Origin of the sequence: Deinococcus apachensis DSM 19763, assembly GCF_000381345.1 — a bacterium.
Classification (GTDB): domain Bacteria; phylum Deinococcota; class Deinococci; order Deinococcales; family Deinococcaceae; genus Deinococcus; species Deinococcus apachensis.
Window position 1 is genome coordinate 116,418 of record NZ_KB906405.1, and the last position, 16,738, is coordinate 133,155.

Sequence of the window (16,738 nt, forward strand, 5' to 3'; positions counted from 1 at the left end):
CCTACACTCACGGCAACGCGAGCCCTCGCGTGACAAACGTCCTTCCCCGGAAGCTCCTCTCTCATGCTCAGGAGGACTCTATGCCCGTCGTACTCATTACCGGCGCCTCCCGTGGTCTGGGCCTTGCCCTGGCCCGCCGCCTCGCCCGGGAGGGCTGGGCGCTCGTGCTCACCGCCCGCGAGGGGGACCCACTGGAGGAGGCCCGCCGGGAGCTGGCTGGGCACACCCCGGTGACGGCCCTTCCCGGCGACGTGGCGGACGGAGCACACGCCCGGCGCCTGATCGACGCGGCGCTGGCCCTCGGCGGCCTGGACACCCTGGTGAACAACGCGAGCACGCTGGGACCCACGCCGCTGCCCCCCCTGCGTGACCTCCCGCTGGACGGCTACCGACAGGTGCTGGAGGTGAACACCATCGCCCCGTTGCGCCTGATCCAGCTCGCCCTGCCGCACCTGCCCCCCGGGGGGCGGATCGTCAACGTGACCTCCGACGCGGGGGTGGAGGGGTACGCGACCTGGGGGGGGTACGGCAGCAGCAAGGCCGCGCTGGAGCAGCTCAGCCGGGTCCTCGCCGCCGAGCACCCCGGGTTGCGGGTGTACTGGGTGGACCCCGGGGACATGCGGACCCAGATGCATCAGGACGCCTTCCCCGGCGAGGACATCAGCGACCGCCCGGTGCCGGAGGTGAGCGTCCCCGGGGTCCTGCGCCTGCTGACGGGCGACCTCCCCAGCGGCCGGTACGTCGCGCAACAGATGGTGGGGGTGACGGCATGAGCCCGCCGCCCCCACAGGAACTGCGCGTGGTGATCAGCGCCCGCGACTACGAGGCGGTTCGCCACCTCTTCCAGGAGGGGCTGGGGCTCCGGGCCATAGCTGGCTGGGACGACCCGGACGGGCGGGGCGTGGTGCTGGACGCCGGGCGCGCGACCCTCGAAATTGTGGACGAACCCCAGGCCCGGCGCATCGGGGAGATCGAGGCGGGCCGGGCGGACCCTCCCGGGGTGCGCCTCGCCTTCCGGGTGACCGACACGCCCGCGGCCGGGGAGCGCCTGCGGCGGGCGGGGGCCAGGGTGGCCGCCCCCCCCGTCGAGACGCCCTGGGGCCACCACAACCAGCGCCTGAGCACCCCAGGCGGCCTGCCCCTCACCCTGTTTCACCCGCACGTGGAGTTGCCGTGAGCGCCATGCTCACCCGCCCCCTCGACTTCACGCTGCCCCCGCACCTGGAGGCGCACGAGCCCCCCGAGGCCCGCGGCCTCCCGCGCGACGGGGTCCGCCTGCTCGTCTCCCGGGTCGCGGACGACGCCCTTCATCACGCCACCTTCCGGGACCTGCCCGCCTTTCTGCGTGAGGGGGACGTGCTCGTCATCAACACGAGCGGCACGCTCCCCGCCGCGCTCCCGGCCACCCGGGCGGACGGCTCGGCTCTGGAGCTGCACCTCAGCACGCACCTCCCCGCCGACCTGTGGACGGTGGAGCTGCGCCGCCCGGCCGGAACGGCGACGCTGCCCGAGCGTCAGGCCCGGGCGGGCGAGACACTGGGCCTGCCGGACGGCGGTCAGGTGACCCTCCTCGCGCCTTACAGCACGGACCGCAGCCGGGCCGAGCAGCCTGGGGGTGTCCGGCTGTGGGTCGCCGCGCTGCATCTCCCGGGGCCGCTCCTGGCCTACCTGGCGGCCCACGGCAAGCCCATCCGCTACGGGTACGTGCCGCGCGACTGGCCGCTGGGCACCTACCAGACGGTGTTCGTCACCGAGCCCGGCAGCGCGGAGATGCCGTCGGCGGGGCGGGCCTTCACGCCGGAACTCCTGACGGCACTGGTGGCGCGGGGCGTGCGCGTCGCCCCCCTGGTCCTGCACACCGGCGTCGCCAGCCTGGAGGACCATGAGCCCCCCTACGAGGAGGTCTACCGGGTGCCGGAGGGCACCGCCCGCACCGTGAACGAGGCACAAGCCAGCGGGGGACGAGTGATCGCCGTCGGAACGACTGTCGTGCGCGCCCTGGAAACCGTCACCGACGAGCGCGGGGTCACCCACCCCGGCTCCGGCTGGACCCGCGAGATCATCACGCCCGAGCGGGGCATCCGCGCCGTTCACGGGCTCCTCACCGGCTGGCACGAGCCGCGCGCCAGCCACCTGCTGATGCTGGAGGCCATCGCCGGGCGGCGACACCTGGAGGTCGCCTACCGCGCGGCCCTGAAGGCCGGATACCTCTGGCACGAGTTTGGCGACCTGCACCTCATCCTGCCCTGAGCAGCGGACTCCCCCTGCTCAAAGGTGTCTAATACCACCATGAAACTCCCCGGCCTGGCCCTGACCCTGCTGCTCGTGCTTCCCGGTGGGGCGCGGGCGGCGTCCACGTACAGCCTCCCGGTCAACCTGAACACCCTGAAAAACCCGGCGCTGCTGCGCGGCAGCAAGGACGCGGGCCTTCCCGCCCTGAACGCGGCGCAGCGCGCGGCCCTCTCGCGCCAGGGCTTCGTGATCGTGCCCGCCCAGTGGCGGCAGTTCGACGCGGTGTACGAGGCGACCCGCTACGCCGAACAGCCCGTCTTCGTGACGACGGACGCGGTGCTGCACATCTACCACCTCGTCTTCGACAAGATGCTGCGCGACCTGGAGCGGGAGACGCTTGAGCCTGCGGCCCGCCGCCTGACCGCCCTGCTCGTGGCCGACGCCCGCAAGCAGCGGCAGGCTCTCACCGGAACACCCCTGGAACCCGACGCGCGGCGGGCGCTCGCGTACCTGGCTGTGGCGCAGAAGCTGGCCGACCCGGGCAGCCCCATTCCGGCAGAGGTCGCGCCGCTCGTCCAGGCGGAACTGAAACTCATCAACGCGCACACCGGACCTGCCCAGTCCCCGATCTTCGCCTCCTCCAAAATGATCGAGGACTACTCCCAGTACGTGCCGCGCGGGCATTACACCCGCTCGGAGGCGCTGAAACGCTACTTCCGCACGATGCTGTGGCTGGGACGCATGAACCTGCGCGTGAAGGAGGCGAGCGAGACGCGCACGGCGGCCCTGGTGACCCGGCTGCTCACCGGAGACGCCGAGGCGCAGAAGCTCTGGGCGCGGCTGTATGACCCGACCACCCTGCTGATCGGCGCGAGCGACGACCTGAACTTCCGGCAGTACGCGGCGACCCTCCAGGCCGTGACGGGCGGGAACATCCGGGGGCTCGCCGACCCGGGGAAGCTCGCCGCCTTCCAGTCCGCGCTGGCAAAACTGCCGCCGCCGCGTGTGAACAGCGTGTTTATCGTGGCAAAACCCGGTGAGGGCGTGGACGTGCGCCAGCGCGAGACGCTGGGCTTCCGGCTGATGGGGCAGCGCTTCACGCTTGACGGGGCGGCGCTGCAACAGCTCGTCTACCGCGAGGTGGGCACTGAGGACAGGCCGCGCACCCTCCCGCGCGGCCTGGACCTCCTCGCGGCGATGGGGAACGAGGCCGCGCTGAACGAGTTGCGGCGGCTGGGGGACGCGGGGTACGCGAACTACGAGGCGCAGATGCGGAAGGTGCGGGGCCAGTTCGCCGCCCTGAAACCGGCCGACTGGAACGCGAACGTGTACAGCGGGTGGCTCTTCGTCCTCCAGGCCCTGGCGAAACCGGGGGCGCGCGACAATCGCTATCCCGCCTTCATGCGGACGCCCGCCTGGGCCCGCAAGGAGATGCTGACCGCCCTGGGCTCGTGGACCGAGCTGCGGCATGACACCCTGCTGTACGCCAAGCAGACGATGGCCGAGATGGGCGGGGGGGGCGAGCCGCCGCCGCCCCACGGCTACGTGGAACCGAACGGGCAGGTCTGGACCCGTCTCCTCGCGCTGGAAGCCCTGACGCGCCGGGTGCTGACGGGCCAGAAGATCCTCTCCGAGCGCACCGCGAACAACCTGTCGAACCTGCGCGGGATGCTGACCCTGCTGGACCGCGCCACGACGAAGGAACTCGCCGGTCAGGCCCTGACGACCGACGAGTACGATCAACTGCGCTACTTCGGCGGCTGGCTGGAGCAGCTCAAGCTCGCCAGCACCGACCCCGAGCAGGAGGGCGGGCCGGAAGGCACCCCCGAGTTCGACGAGACCCCCTACGCGGCGGTCGTGGCCGACGTGGCGACCGACGGCGGGAACGGGCGGGTGCTGGAGGAGGCGACCGGAACCATCCAAGAGCTGTACGCGGTCGTGCCCGACGGACGCGGTGGACTTCAGGTCGCGCGCGGCGGCGTGTACTCGCAGTACGAGTTCACGGTGCCTCTCTCAGGCCGCCTGACCGACGAGGCGTGGCGCGCCAGGCTCAAAGCCGGTCAGGTCCCGTCCCCCCACCCGTGGCTGAGCGGCGTCGTGGTGAAGTGACCGGGTGGAGGAGCCTCCTCGCCCTGGCCGCGACGCTGTCCCTGACCTCGGGTGGGCGGGAGGCGCCCCCGCTTACCCTCGCGCTGGCGGGCGACGTGAGCCTGGCGCGTGGCGTGGCGGAGGCGAATGCAGGGAACTGGGGGGCGGCGCTCTCCGGTGTGGCAGCGGCTCTGCGGGCGGACGCGACCTACGGGAATCTGGAGTCGCCCCTTACGACGGCGCCCCATCCGGGAGTAGGGCTGGATCTGCGCGCTCCCCCTGCAGGCGTGGCGGCACTGACGGCCTTTACTCAGCTGGGCGTGGAGAACAACCACGCGGAGGACGGCGGCGTTGCGGGGCAGGCCGAGAGCCGGGGAACTCTGCGCCGCGCCGGGATCACCCCCATCACCCTCGGCCCGACGGTCACCCGAGTCCGGGGAGTCCCCGTCGCCTGGGTCGCCTTTCTGGACGACGGGCAGACGCCACCACCGCTCGCCGCCATCCGGGAAGGCGCACGACGGGCGAGATTTGTCGTTGTAGGCGTTCATTGGGGCGCGGAATACAGCCCCGTCACCGCGCGGCAACGAACCCTCGCCCGGCACCTCGCGGCAGCGGGGGCGACGCTGATCGTGGGGAGCGGGCCGCATGTCCTTCAGGGCAGCGAGCGTTTGGGCGGAACCCTGGTGCTGTACAGTCTGGGCAACCTGCTCTTCGACCAGCCGTACCCGGACACGTGGCTGGGTGCGGTCGTGCGGGTGGGGATTGAGGCGGACGACCTGCGGCCCTGCGCCGTCCCTACCCGCTCCCGGTCGGGCCGCGTCACCCTGGCCACGGCGGGGGAACGCCGCACCGCTCTCGCCCGCCTCGGCATCCCCACCTGCCCGGGGACCAGATGAGGGGCATCCTCCTCCCCCTCCTGCTGCTAGGCACGGCGCTGGCGGGGGGCGACGGGGGCGGCTGGCGGGTCCTCCACCCGGACGGCACGTTGGCCCCCGCCGGGGTGCTGCGGCCTCCTCCCCCCTGCCCGCTCCTGCGTCTGCCCACCTCGTGGGACGTTCGCTCGCAGGTCTACGCGGACGTGACGGGCGACGGCAGCCCGGAATGCGTCCTCGGGGTGTGGAGGCCCTGGCGCGACTGGCCGGTCGCCCGCTGGTCGGCGTCCCCCTCGCCCATCACGGGGAACCGGGACGCGCGGGGGGACAGTTCACATGTCGCCGTGCTGAAACCCGGCCCGGGAGGCTCGTACCGCAACGTCTGGGTGGGGAGCGCGCTGTACCGCCCCGTCACAGCGCTGACCGTGCGGCCAGGTGGTGAACTCGTCACGTTGGAGGCCACCTACGCGCGGGGCCGGGAGGCTACCGCCACCGCACTCAGCGAGTGGACCTGGACGGGCTTCGGCTTCCGGCTGGAACGCCGGGTGGCCCTGAAGGCGCGGGCCGTCAGCGTGGACGCGCGGGGTCAGCCTGCCGTGCGTTGAACTGGCCTACGCGCCCTCTGCCACTCGGCCGATGCCGGAACACAGCTCACCCCGGCAGAGTGGGCACACTTCGGGAATGAAGGAAAGAAAGGGGGCGAGCCATGCCGCGAATACGACAAGATAGCCGGAGCACCGAGGCCGACGACCCAGGCGACCGGAACGGGGCACCCGCCCCCCGGTCCTCACCACAGGGGGACGCCGCGAGCGACTGAAGGCGGCGCCCCAGGCAGGGACAGCACATGAACGGAAAACTGGTCACCAAACTGGGCTTCGAGAAAAAGGCGGTGGCCCTGGCCCTCGCCGCTGCCACCCAGCGCGAACGGGCGGGGCTGGGCCGCCAGGAGATTCTGGAGGAGTTGCGCGCGGTGCAGGAGAACCCGGGCGCGTTCCTCTCGGGCGGGGTGTACGCCGACCTCGCGGCCGAACTGACGAACCAGCGGGCGAAGGCGGACGCGCGCCGGGGAGCCGAGTTGCGCTCCACCCCCCTCCCCTACCGCGTGTGGGGCGAGGACCTGATCGAGCCGGGCGCCCGCGAGCAGATGGACGCGGCGATGGTGCTGCCCATCTCCCGCGCGGGCGCCCTGATGCCCGACGCGCACGTCGGCTACGGCCTGCCCATCGGGGGAGTGCTCGCCGCCGAGGACGCCGTGATTCCCTACGGCGTCGGGGTGGACATCGGCTGCTCCATGCGCCTGAGCGTGCTGCCCCTGAACCCTGACGCGCTGGGCACCGACGAGGCCCGCCGCCTGCTCCTGAAGCACACCCGCTTCGGCGCGGGGGTCGGCTTCGAGAAACGCGACCGCGAGGACCACGAGGTGCTCCACGAGTCCACCTGGCGCGAACAGCCCCTCCTGCGCCACCTCCACGACAAGGCGGCCGAGCAGATCGGCACGAGCGGCAGCGGGAACCATTTCGCCGAGTTCGGCACGCTGACGCTGACGCAGCCCGACCTGGGGCTGGAGGCGGGCGAGTACCTCGCCATCCTGTCGCACAGCGGCTCGCGCGGTTTCGGGGCACAGGTGGCGAACCACTACACCAAGGTCGCGCAGGCCCTGCACCCGAACCTCGACCCCGCCGTCCGCAAGCTCGCCTGGCTGCCCCTGGGCACCGAGGACGGCGAGGGCTACTGGCAAGCGATGAACCTGGCCGGACGCTACGCCCTCGCCAACCACGAGCTGATCCACCGCCGCCTCGCCCGCGCGCTGAACGTGGACCCGCTCGCCACCGTGAGCAACAGCCACAACCTCGCCTGGCGCCAGCGGGTGGGCGAACACGACCTGATCGTCCACCGCAAGGGCGCCACCCCCGCCGAACGCGGGCAACTGGGCCTGATCCCCGGCAGCATGGCCGACCCCGGCTTCGTGGTGCGCGGCCTGGGCAACCCCGAGGCCCTCGCCAGCGCCAGCCACGGGGCGGGGCGCCAGATGGGGCGCAAGGCGGCAGCGAACACCCTCGCCAAGAAGGACGTGCAGGCCTACCTGAGCGAACGCGGCGTCACCTTGATCGGCGGCGGCATCGACGAGGCGCCCCAGGCCTACAAGCGCATCGAGCACGTGATCGCCCGCCAGAGCGACCTGGTGGACGTGGTCGCGCAGTTCACGCCCCGCGTGGTGCGGATGGACACGGGGAGCGAGGACGTGTAGGGGGAATAGTCAAATAGCAGTGGAAGTCGCCCCGGCCTGACTTGCGCGCAGGCCGGGGCAGCTTTTTGGGTTGGAGGGTGGGGGCATAAGTTGGCTGAGGAGGGCAGGCTGGCGCCTGCCACCCCCCTCCCAGCCTCCCCCGCAAGGGGGGAGGGGTAACAGCGCCAAAGCTTCAGCTCTTTAAAAACCGTCTCTTGTGGACGGCCAATCGCCACAAGTAGCTGGCTCTCGCACGGCCTTCACTACGTCGGCTCGCGCAGCGAGACGGTGAGCCAGTGGTTAGGGACAGAGCAAGATCAAACATTGCGCGCTGAGAAAGACGACCACGGGCGTGGCGGGCCAAGCCCCTTGCCGAGCGCAGCGCCGCTCCCCTGCCCCGATGGGGGGAGGGGCTGGGGGTAGGGGCAAACCGAGGCAAGACCTCCTTCCCCTCAATCCAACCCGCCCGCCAACCTCTCCAGCAGCGCCACCCCAAACGCCACCCCCTGCCCAAAATGCTCCCTCACGATGTTCTCGTTCGGCGCATGAACCCGCCCCCCGATATTCCCGATGCCCGCCGCCACACACGGCACCCCGACCGCCTCCTGAAAGGGAGACATCGGCCCACTCCCCCCGCTCGACGGCTGCACAATCGGCTCCGCCCCATACGCCTCCCGCGCCGCCGCAACGCACGCCCGCACGAAGGGATGCCCCGCGTCCGCCCGCGCGGGCTTCTGGTGCGCCTCCAGCTCGACGACCTCCACATCCCCGAGCCCCTGTGCGTCGAGGTGTGCGCGCAGCAATTCCAGTACCCGCGCCGGGTCCTGATCGGGCACCAGCCGGAAGTCCAGCTTCACGAAGCCGTGGGCGGGCAGGACAGTTTTGCTCCCCTCCCCCTCGTAGCCGCCACCCCAGCCGTTCACGTTGACGACCGGGTGGAGGTTCAGGCGTTCGTGGTAGGCGGGGCCGGTGGCGAGCGGGCGGGTAACGCCGTACGTGTCCCGCACCGCCTGCCCATCCCCGGGAATCTGCGCGATGGCTGTCCGGTCCGCCTCCGACGCCTCCCGCACATCGTCGTAGAAGCCGGAGATGGTCACCCGCCCGCTGTCGTCCCGCAGAGAGGCGACCGCGCGGGCCAGACGGTACAGCGGATTGTCGATCACCGCCCCCAGGCTGCTGTGCAGATCGGATGCCGCCACCCGGCAGCGCAGTTCCACGCACATCACGCCCTTGAGCCCCAGCGAGAGGACGGGCCGCCCGTCGGGGTCGATGCCGCCGAACTCCCACCAGCAGCCGTCCGCCTTCAGTTCCTCCGCGTGTTCGGTCACGAAGCGTTCCAGCGAGGGACTGCCGACCTCCTCCTCACCCTCGATCAGCCAGCGGATGCGGAGGGGAAGCTGGCCGCCATTCCGCTCCTTGACTGCCCGAAGGGCCGCCAGGCGCGAGGCGAACTCACCCTTATCGTCCGAGGCACCGCGCCCGTACAGCCGCCCGTCCCGCTCAGTGAGCTGAAAGGGCGGGCTCTCCCAGAGCTCCAGCGGGTCTTCCGGCTGCACGTCGTAGTGGTTGTAGATCAACAACGTGGTAGGCCCTTCCCCCGCCTCGGCGACGAGGACGGGGGCCACCTCGCCTGGGTACTCGCGCACGCGGAAGCCCTCGGCCTCCAAGAGCCGGGTCACGAAGGCCGCCGTCTCCGGGAGCATCCGCCCCTGGGCCGAGACACTCTCCAGGGCGACGAGATCACGCAGGTCCGCCAGGCCGCGCTCGATGTGGGCCGTCAGGTCAGGTTGAGTCACGAGGGCAGGGTAAGGGATGGGGGGGCAGAGGACCCCGGAGCCCCTCCATCCTCCTCACTGCTCGAAGCCGTGCGGGTGCTTGCGGTGCCAGTCCCACGCCGTCCGCACGATCTCCTTCAGGTCGGTGAACTGCGGCCTGAAGCCCAGCTCATCCACGATGCGGCGAGCACCCGCGACGAGGCGGGGCGGGTCGCCGGGTCGGCGGGGGGCGATCTCGCGCGTCAGAGGGGAAAATCCGTCCTCGGTGATCACTGCATCCACCGCGTCCAGCACTTGCCGGACGGAGAAGCCGTGGCCCAGGCCCACGTTGTAGGTGGCAGCACCCTGCCCGCCACCCGCCATCGCATCAACCGCCAACACGTGCGCGTCGGCCAGGTCCTGCACGTGGATGTAGTCGCGGATGCAGGTGCCGTCGGGCGTGGGGTAGTCGTCCCCGAAGATCATCATCTTCTCGCGCTGGCCCAGAGCGGTCAGGCAGGCGAGTTCGATCAGGTGGGTCTTGTTGGGATGAGCCTCGCCGATTTCCCCGCCCGGGGCGGCCCCACTCACGTTGAAGTATCGCAGGATGGTGTACGGCAGCCCATGCGCGACGTGGAAGGCGTGGATCATGTTCTCGGTCATCAGCTTGGTCTCGCCGTACACGCTCTCGGGGTGCAGCGGGGCGTCCTCGGGGATGGGCACGGCGTCGGTCGTGCCGTATACGGCGGCGGTCGAGGAGAACACCAGCGGCACCTTGCGCGTCTCCACGATGCCCTGGAGGAGGTTCAGGCTGCCCACCACGTTGTTGCGGTAGTAGCGGCCCGGGGCCCGCATGCTCTCGCCCACCTCGATCAGAGCGGCGAAGTGGATCACCGCGTCGGGCTTGTGAACCTCCAGTGCCGCCTTGACACTCGCCGCGTCGAGCAGGTCCGCTTGCACGAACTTGACCTCCGGCGGCAATGCCTGCGCGTGCCCGCTCAACAGGTTGTCGAACACCACCACCTCGTGCCCCGCCGCGCACAGTTGCCGCACCGTATGCGACCCGATGTACCCCGCTCCTCCCACCACCATCAGCCTCATAGGGCACAGGGTAAAGGATGGCGGCGGAGGGGGCTTTCCCCGGACCTTCAGGCTTGGTTGGTCGTCCCCCTCACGATGAGCCGTGTGGGGAGCCGGACGCCAGAAGGAGCCTCTCCCCGCAGCAGGGCGAGCATCGCGTGACCCGCCTGGGAGCCCTTGTCCTCGGTGGGCTGGTGGACCGTGGTGAGGCCCAGGGCGGCGCTGCTGGGAATGTCGTCGTAGCCGACCACGCTCAGGTCTGCGGGCACGCTCCGGCCCAGCTCGGCGGCGGCCCGCAGGGCGCCCTGAGCGAGCACGTCGCTCATGCACAGCAGGGCCGTCACCCCGGGGTGGGCGGCGAGCAGCGCGCGGGTGAGGTGGGCGCCGGACTCCGGGGAGTTGTCGGAGCTCTCGCCGACGTGGAGGCACGCCCCGCCATCCAAACCCCGCCGGTACCCCTCCAGCCGGGCGCGGATGTGGGTGTTCGGCGCCGCCTCACTCCCCAGCGGCAGGGCGAGGACACCGACCTCCCGGTGCCCCAGGCCACGCAGGTGCTGGGCAGCGGCGTGGGCGCCCTCCCCGTCCTCGATGCCAACCAGGGGTAGTCCCTCCTGCGCGGCCTGGTCCACCAGGACGGCGGGCAGGGCGCGAGCGCGGGCGGCGGCCAGGGCGGGACTCGCCCCCGTGGTCGCGTACAGGATCAGGCCGTCCACGCTGGCGGTCGTGACGGAGCTGGGTTCCGTTCCACCGGCCAGCAGCAGCAGGCTCAGCCCCTCCTGCTGCACGGCCCGCGCCACCCCCCCCAGGAAGAGGCTGGCGGCGGGATCGGCGAAGGCGGTGTGGAGCGGGCTGTCGTACACCACCCCGATCACGCCGCTGCGCCCCCGCCGCAGGCTGCGGGCCAGGGGATCGGGGCCACTGTAGCCCAGCTCGCCCGCCGCCTTCAGGACGCGCGCCCGCAGGTCGGGGGACAGTTGGTCCGGCCGGTTGTAGGCGTTGCTGACGGTGGCGGGCGACACCCCCAGCCGGGCCGCCACATCGCGCAGGGTCACGCGGCGAGGAGGCACCTTGGCACTGGGCATGGGGGAATGCTAGCGTATGGAGACCGGGTCTGAATCGATTCAGACCTCAACCATAACCCGCCCCTGGAGTACCCATGACGGACCTGTCCCTCTCCCCCAACGCTCCCGTCTCCCCCGCCCGCAGCGAGACCGCACGCCGCGCGGTGGATGTCATTTTCCTGGTCAACGGGACGGTCTATGCCACCTGGGCGGTGAACATTCCGGTCGTCCGCGACCACCTGGGCCTGACGGCGGCCCAGGTGGGGCTCGCGCTGCTGGCGGTGGGGCTGGGGAGCCTCGCCAGCATGCCGCTCACGGGGGGCTGGACGGCCCGCTTCGGCAGCGCGCGAGTCACTCAGGTCGCCGTGGTGCTGGCGCTGCTATCGCTGCTGCCGCCCCTGCTCGCGCCGAACCTTGCCACGCTGCTGCTCGCCCTGGCGGTGATGGGCGCGGCGAACGGCGCCCTCGACGTCGCCATGAACGCCCAGGGGGTGACGGTCGAGCGGCGGCTGGCGCGGCCCGTCATGAGCCGCTTCCACGCCTACTTCAGCCTGGGGGGCGTGGTGGGGGCGCTCCTGGGCACCCTGCTGGTGGGGCGCGTGCCGCTGCTCGCCCACGGCCTGCTCGTCGTGGCGACGACCACGCTGGCCGGACTCCTGGCGGGGCGCCTGCTGCTGCCTGACCTCCCGGAGACCGGGGCAGGTGGGGAGACGGCCCGCTCCGGTACCCGCTCCCGCCTGAGCCCCGCCGTGCTGCTGCTGGGCGCCCTGTGCTTCCTGGGCATGCTCTCGGAGGGCGCGAATTACGACTGGGCCGCGCTGTACTTCCGGGACGTGCTCGGCCTGGCGGGGGGTAACTCCGGCATCGGATACGCGGCCTTCGTCACGGCCATGACGCTGGGCCGCTGGTTCGGTGACGCTGCCCGTGCCCGGTTGGGCGACGAGCGGACGGTGCGCGGGGGGGCGCTGCTCACCGCCGCCGGACTAGGCCTCGCGCTGATCGTGCGCGAACCGCTGCCCGCCACCCTGGGCTTCGCGCTCTCAGGCCTGGGTCTGAGCAACGTCGTGCCCGTGCTGTACGGCACCGCGGGGCACGCGCTCGCCGGGCGGGGCATCGCGCAGGTCGCCACCCTGGGCTACGCGGGCTTCCTCCTCGGCCCCCCCGCCATCGGCTTCGTCGCCGAGCATCTCGGCCTCCCCGCCGCGCTGGGGCTCGCCCTTGCCGGAGCGGTCCTGGTGGCGGTGCTGGGGGGACGGGCCTTCGCCCTCGTGCGTGGCCGGAACCGGGCGGAGGCTGTCCAGAGCATTTGACGGGAAAATGGAGCCTGTCGAAAAGGTCCCTCTCCTCATGGAGAAGGCTTTTCTGACCCCCCTCCCCTTGGTAGAGGGTCTTGCCCCGAGACTCACCCCTCCTCGCCTCGCCCCCACCTCCCCACGTAACGGGCGCGGGGGCGGATGAACTGCCCGTGCGTGCGCGCCTCGATGGCATGGGCCAGCCAGCCCGAGGCGCGGCCGAGCGCGAACAGCGTGACAGCGTCCTCCGCTCCCCGTCCCAGCTCCTGCACCAGCGCGGCGAGGGCGAGGTCGATGTTGGGGGCTTCGCCCGTCTCCCCCGCCATGTGGTCGGCGAGCGCGAGGACGGCTTGGACGGTGGGTGAACCGGGATGAGTCTGCCCGAGTGCGGACAACAGGGCGCGGGCGCGCGGGTCCCCCTGAGGGTAGAGCCGATGCCCAAACCCGGGAGGATGACCGTAGCGGCGGGTCGCCTCGCGCAGGGCCGCCATAGGGTCCCCGTCCGGCGCCCCCCGCAACAGGTCGAAGGCGGCCACGCCCGCCAACCCGTGCCGCGTTCCTTGCACCGCTGCCAGCGCGGCGAGCGTTGAGTGGGGCAGGCTGGCCCCCCCACCCGCGGCCACCCGTGCGGTGAAGGCGCTCACATTCAACTCGTGGTCCGCCAGCAGCACGAGCGCGCGGCGCAACAGGTCGGCCCCCCCGTCACCAGTCCCCCAGGCCCGGGCCAGGCGGGCGTGCAGCGGCAAGTCCGGGGCAGGCGGCACCCCCAGGTGACGTTCCAGCGTGCCGTAGAGCAGGTTCAGCACCCGGGCGGCTGCGGCGGGCAACACCTCGGGGCGGCCGTCGAGGGCGGCCACATCATGCGCTCCCGCATGGACGAGGGCGAACCCCAGGGCCTCTGGAGCCGCGCCCGACCGGGGCAACGGCGCGAGCGTCAGTCGCGCCCGCAGGGGAAGCTGCTTCCAGCGGCCCGCCTCGCCAGTCCACAGCAGCGCGGCGACCTCTTCCACCGTCGCGGTCTCTGCCAGGGCCAGCGCGTCCTGCCCCCGGTAGCTCAGCTCCCCGCCCGAGATGAGGGTCAAAGCGCTGTCCAGCACCGGCATTCCCCACGCCAGGGCGCCCTGCACGGCCTCCTCCGTCGCGGCCTCCGGGTCGCGCCGCGCGCCCTGGCGCCGCCGCAGGTTCTGCACGTCCTCCGCGTGGTAGCGCCGCTCCCGGGTGCCTGCTGGGCCGGGCTCGCTGCGAATGAGTCCCCGCGAGACGTAAGCGTAGAGCGTCGCAGGCTTCACGCCAAGCAGCGCCGTCGCCTCTGCGGTGGACAGGGTCCGTGGATCAGACATCACGGCAACATTCCGGTCAGACACTTACGGAGGCGAAGTGGTGCCACGGACGAAGGGGCAGTGAACACATCCCCATCCTAACATTGATCCTTCAATCAAGATTGACGCTCCATGTTGATAAGTCTACCGTGCGGGCATGACAACGGTACCCACGGTGTTGGACGTGCCTGAACCCAACCTCTTCCCCGATGCCTTTCCCACGGGCGGCTTCCCAAGGGTGGTCTGGGAGGAGGGGAAGCGGCCCCCCACCCTTCCCCCCATCGCCTGGACCACGGAAACCACTCACCGCGACGGCCAGCAGGGCGGACTACCGCTCACGGCGGCGGAGGGTCTCGCCATCTACGATTTGATGGGGGCCTTTACGAGCGACTCGGGCGCGATTCGTCAAGCCGAGTTCTTCGTATACCGCCCGGCAGATCGCGAGATGCTGGAGGGCGCCCTCGAACGCTGGAGGGGCAGCCACCCCGTCGAGCCGACGACGTGGATTCGGGCGACCCGGGGGGACGCGGCGCTGGTGGCCGGGCTGGGCGTGCGTGAGACGGGGATGCTCGCCAGCGCGAGCGACTACCACACCTTCTACAAGTTCACGCCGGGGGGCCGCGCGCAGGCGGCGCACACCTATCTCGACGCGGTCCGGGCCGTGCTCGACGCGGGCCTGCGTCCCCGCCTCCACCTGGAGGACGCCACGCGCGCCCCCCGCGAGTTCATCCTGCCGTTCGTGGCCGCGGTGCAGGAGATCGCCGCCCCCTTCGGCGAGGACCAGGCCCCCCGCTTCCGGGTCTGCGACACGATGGGGCTGGGCCTCCCTCTGGAGGGCGTCGCCTGGCCGCGCAGTGTCCCCGGAATAATCCGTGAACTTGTCGCGGCGGGCGTTCCAGGTGAGCGGCTGGAGTTTCACCCCCACAACGACACGCATCTGGTGGTCGCCAACTGCCTCTCCGCCGTCCTGGCGGGATGCGCGGCGGTCAACGGCACCCTGCTGGGCAAGGGTGAACGCACCGGGAATGCGCCCCTGGAGGGCGTGCTGTTGCACCTGATCGGCCTCGGGCTGCTGCTCGGCCAGCCCGACTACCGCGCGCTCAACGACCTGGCTGGCCTCTACGAGCGGCTGGGACAGGGCGTTCCGGCCAAGTACCCGCTCTACGGCCGCGACGCTCACCGCACCCGCGCGGGCATCCACGCCGACGGGCTGAACAAGTTCTGGCCGATGTACGCCCCCTTCGACGTGCCCCGCCTGCTCGGCCGACCCCTGACGCTCAGCCTCACCAAGGACAGCGGCCTGGCCGGGCTCATCTTCCTGATCAAGGGGCACACCGGCATGGAGCTGGGCAAGGAACACCCCGGCCTGCGCGCCCTGCACGCTGACCTCGCGGCTGAGTTCGACGCGGGCCGTCAGACCGCCGTCGAGTGGGAGGAAATCGAGCCGCGCGCCCGTTCTCTCGTCTGAGCCAAGGTGGGGCATGTTAGCCTCTGCCATGCAGCTCGAAAACTACCGGGTGCGCCCGGGTCAACCTGTTCAGCTCAGCCAATGGGCACCGGACGACGATGGCGGCCTCTCCAAACGGCAGGGTCAGACGCTGCTGCCCGATCTGGAAGCGCGGCTGGCCGACCTTCAGGAGGGCCTGTACGCCGAGGGAAAGCAGGCCCTCCTCATCGTCTTGCAGGCGCGTGACGCGGGCGGTAAGGACGGCACTGTCAAGCGGGTGATCGGGGCATTTAACCCCAACGGCGTGCAGATCAGCAATTTCAAGGTGCCGACTGAGGAGGAACGCGCCCACGACTTCCTGTGGCGCATCCACGCCCGCGTGCCCCGCTCGGGCCTGATCGGCGTCTTCAACCGCAGCCATTACGAGGACGCGCTGGTTCCACGTGTTCACGGCCTGATTGACCTCCCAACCGCCGAGCGCCGTCTGGAGCACATCCGCGCCTTCGAGTCCCTGCTGGCGGATTCGGGCACCCGGATCGTCAAGCTCTACCTGCACATCAGTCCAGAGGAGCAGCGGCAGCGGCTCCAGGCCCGCCTCGACGACCCCAGCAAGCGCTGGAAATTCAACCCTGGTGACCTGGGGGAACGCGCCCACTGGGACGACTACACCGCCGCCTACGAGGCCATGCTGACCACCAGCACTGCCTCGGCACCCTGGTACGTCATCCCCGCCGACCGGAAGTGGTTTCGCAACCTCCTTATCAGCCAGCTTCTGATTCAAACACTGGAGGAGATGAATCCACAGTATCCGGCGCCGACTTTTGATCCGGCGAACGTCAGGATTGAGTAGAGACGGGGCGATGAGACGAGGCTTCTCCCTATCTTTCAAAAGACGATGTCGTGATGCTCCTGAGCACACCCGTGGCAGATGCTCCGGCCGTCCAGCGTCAGTATCCAGCCGTTCGGCTGCCGCTCCCCACATTGAGTGCAGATGCGAAACCACCGTTCGTTCCCAGGGCCGCTTGCGCTCCCGCCGCGGCATCTAGGCCAGGGGGCACTAATTGCGCGTCCGTGGAAGTCATATACCGAAACTACCAGCAAACGTCAAAAACCCCCCACCGCTGATCAGGGTGGGGGGAGGGATGGAGCGGGAGACGAGATTCGAACTCGCGACATCTACCTTGGCAAGGTAGTGCTCTACCAGCTGAGCTACTCCCGCAATGAAAAAACCCCCGCGCTGACCGACTTTTCCGGGACCCTGCGGTCCGAGTAGCATAGGCGCAGCCGTGTTTCACGACCCAGTTCGGCATGGGATGGGGTGGTTCCGCGGCGCTGTGGGCACGGGGGTATCTGCTGTTGTCATGGG

The 16,738-nt window shown here is 70.9% G+C and carries 14 protein-coding genes, 1 tRNA gene and 1 rRNA gene; 10 read left to right on the forward strand and 6 right to left on the reverse strand.

The window, feature by feature from the left end; all coding sequences use genetic code 11:
- Window positions 1-80: 80 nt before the first annotated feature.
- The 7 genes from F784_RS0113330 (at window position 81) to F784_RS0113360 (ending at window position 7,440) form a co-directional block, all read left to right on the forward strand.
- Window positions 81-773 carry an SDR family NAD(P)-dependent oxidoreductase gene (locus F784_RS0113330; protein ID WP_019587225.1) on the forward strand — a complete coding sequence of 231 codons (693 nt, stop codon included), beginning with the start codon at window positions 81-83 and terminating at the stop codon, window positions 771-773.
- Entirely contained in the window at window positions 770-1,177 is a 408-nt protein-coding gene (locus F784_RS26835) for a VOC family protein (RefSeq protein ID WP_019587226.1), read from the forward strand. Before F784_RS0113330 ends, F784_RS26835 begins: the two co-directional genes overlap by 4 nt.
- A 5-nt stretch (window positions 1,178-1,182) precedes the next feature.
- Window positions 1,183-2,250 carry an S-adenosylmethionine:tRNA ribosyltransferase-isomerase gene (locus F784_RS0113340; RefSeq protein WP_040383193.1) on the forward strand — a complete coding sequence of 356 codons (1,068 nt, stop codon included), beginning with the start codon at window positions 1,183-1,185 and terminating at the stop codon, window positions 2,248-2,250.
- Between the two features lie 39 nt (window positions 2,251-2,289).
- A complete protein-coding gene (locus F784_RS0113345) occupies window positions 2,290-4,341 on the forward strand; it encodes a DUF3160 domain-containing protein (RefSeq protein WP_019587228.1) in 2,052 nt (683 codons plus the stop codon).
- Window positions 4,338-5,216, forward strand: coding sequence for a CapA family protein (locus F784_RS0113350; protein ID WP_019587229.1), 879 nt, complete (start codon window positions 4,338-4,340; stop codon window positions 5,214-5,216). The genes F784_RS0113345 and F784_RS0113350 overlap by 4 nt, the downstream gene beginning before the upstream one ends.
- Entirely contained in the window at window positions 5,213-5,797 is a 585-nt protein-coding gene (locus F784_RS23155) for a hypothetical protein (protein ID WP_019587230.1), read from the forward strand. The genes F784_RS0113350 and F784_RS23155 overlap by 4 nt, the downstream gene beginning before the upstream one ends.
- A gap of 239 nt (window positions 5,798-6,036) precedes the next feature.
- On the forward strand, window positions 6,037-7,440 hold the full coding sequence (locus F784_RS0113360) for an RtcB family protein (protein WP_019587231.1): 1,404 nt from the start codon (window positions 6,037-6,039) through the stop codon (window positions 7,438-7,440).
- Window positions 7,441-7,871: 431 nt separating this feature from the next.
- Here the strand turns inward: F784_RS0113360 and F784_RS0113365 are convergent, their stop codons facing one another.
- Genes F784_RS0113365 through F784_RS0113375 form a run of 3 tightly spaced genes read right to left on the reverse strand, consistent with a single transcriptional unit; the run spans window position 7,872 to window position 11,335 of the window.
- Complete coding sequence (locus F784_RS0113365; RefSeq protein WP_019587232.1) at window positions 7,872-9,215, reverse strand: M20/M25/M40 family metallo-hydrolase; 1,344 nt, start codon at window positions 9,213-9,215, stop codon at window positions 7,872-7,874.
- Between the two features lie 54 nt (window positions 9,216-9,269).
- The gene (gene galE, locus F784_RS0113370) at window positions 9,270-10,274 is read right to left on the reverse strand and encodes a UDP-glucose 4-epimerase GalE (RefSeq protein ID WP_026332466.1); all 1,005 of its coding nucleotides are present in this window, start codon (window positions 10,272-10,274) and stop codon (window positions 9,270-9,272) included.
- Window positions 10,275-10,321: 47 nt separating this feature from the next.
- Entirely contained in the window at window positions 10,322-11,335 is a 1,014-nt protein-coding gene (locus tag F784_RS0113375) for a LacI family DNA-binding transcriptional regulator (RefSeq protein WP_019587234.1), read from the reverse strand.
- 74 nt (window positions 11,336-11,409) lie between these two features.
- On the opposite strand from F784_RS0113375, the gene F784_RS0113380 reads away from it, so the two are divergent.
- Window positions 11,410-12,624, forward strand: coding sequence for an MFS transporter (locus F784_RS0113380; protein WP_019587235.1), 1,215 nt, complete (start codon window positions 11,410-11,412; stop codon window positions 12,622-12,624).
- A gap of 92 nt (window positions 12,625-12,716) precedes the next feature.
- Here F784_RS0113380 and F784_RS0113385 read toward each other — a convergent pair whose 3' ends face one another.
- Complete coding sequence (locus F784_RS0113385) at window positions 12,717-13,946, reverse strand: citrate synthase family protein (protein ID WP_019587236.1); 1,230 nt, start codon at window positions 13,944-13,946, stop codon at window positions 12,717-12,719.
- A gap of 136 nt (window positions 13,947-14,082) precedes the next feature.
- Here F784_RS0113385 and F784_RS0113390 point away from each other — a divergent pair, with 136 nt between their 5' ends.
- Entirely contained in the window at window positions 14,083-15,393 is a 1,311-nt protein-coding gene (locus F784_RS0113390) for a beta/alpha barrel domain-containing protein (protein WP_026332467.1), read from the forward strand.
- 28 nt (window positions 15,394-15,421) lie between these two features.
- Window positions 15,422-16,222, forward strand: a complete 801-nt coding sequence (locus tag F784_RS0113395; RefSeq protein ID WP_019587238.1) for a polyphosphate kinase 2 family protein — start codon at window positions 15,422-15,424, stop codon at window positions 16,220-16,222.
- A 293-nt stretch (window positions 16,223-16,515) separates the two neighbouring features.
- Here F784_RS0113395 and F784_RS0113400 read toward each other — a convergent pair.
- Together F784_RS0113400 and rrf are read right to left on the reverse strand one after the other, a co-directional pair.
- Window positions 16,516-16,591, reverse strand: a tRNA-Gly gene (locus F784_RS0113400).
- A gap of 10 nt (window positions 16,592-16,601) precedes the next feature.
- A 5S ribosomal RNA gene (gene rrf / locus F784_RS0113405) occupies window positions 16,602-16,718 on the reverse strand.
- Between the last annotated feature and the right edge of the window lie 20 nt (window positions 16,719-16,738).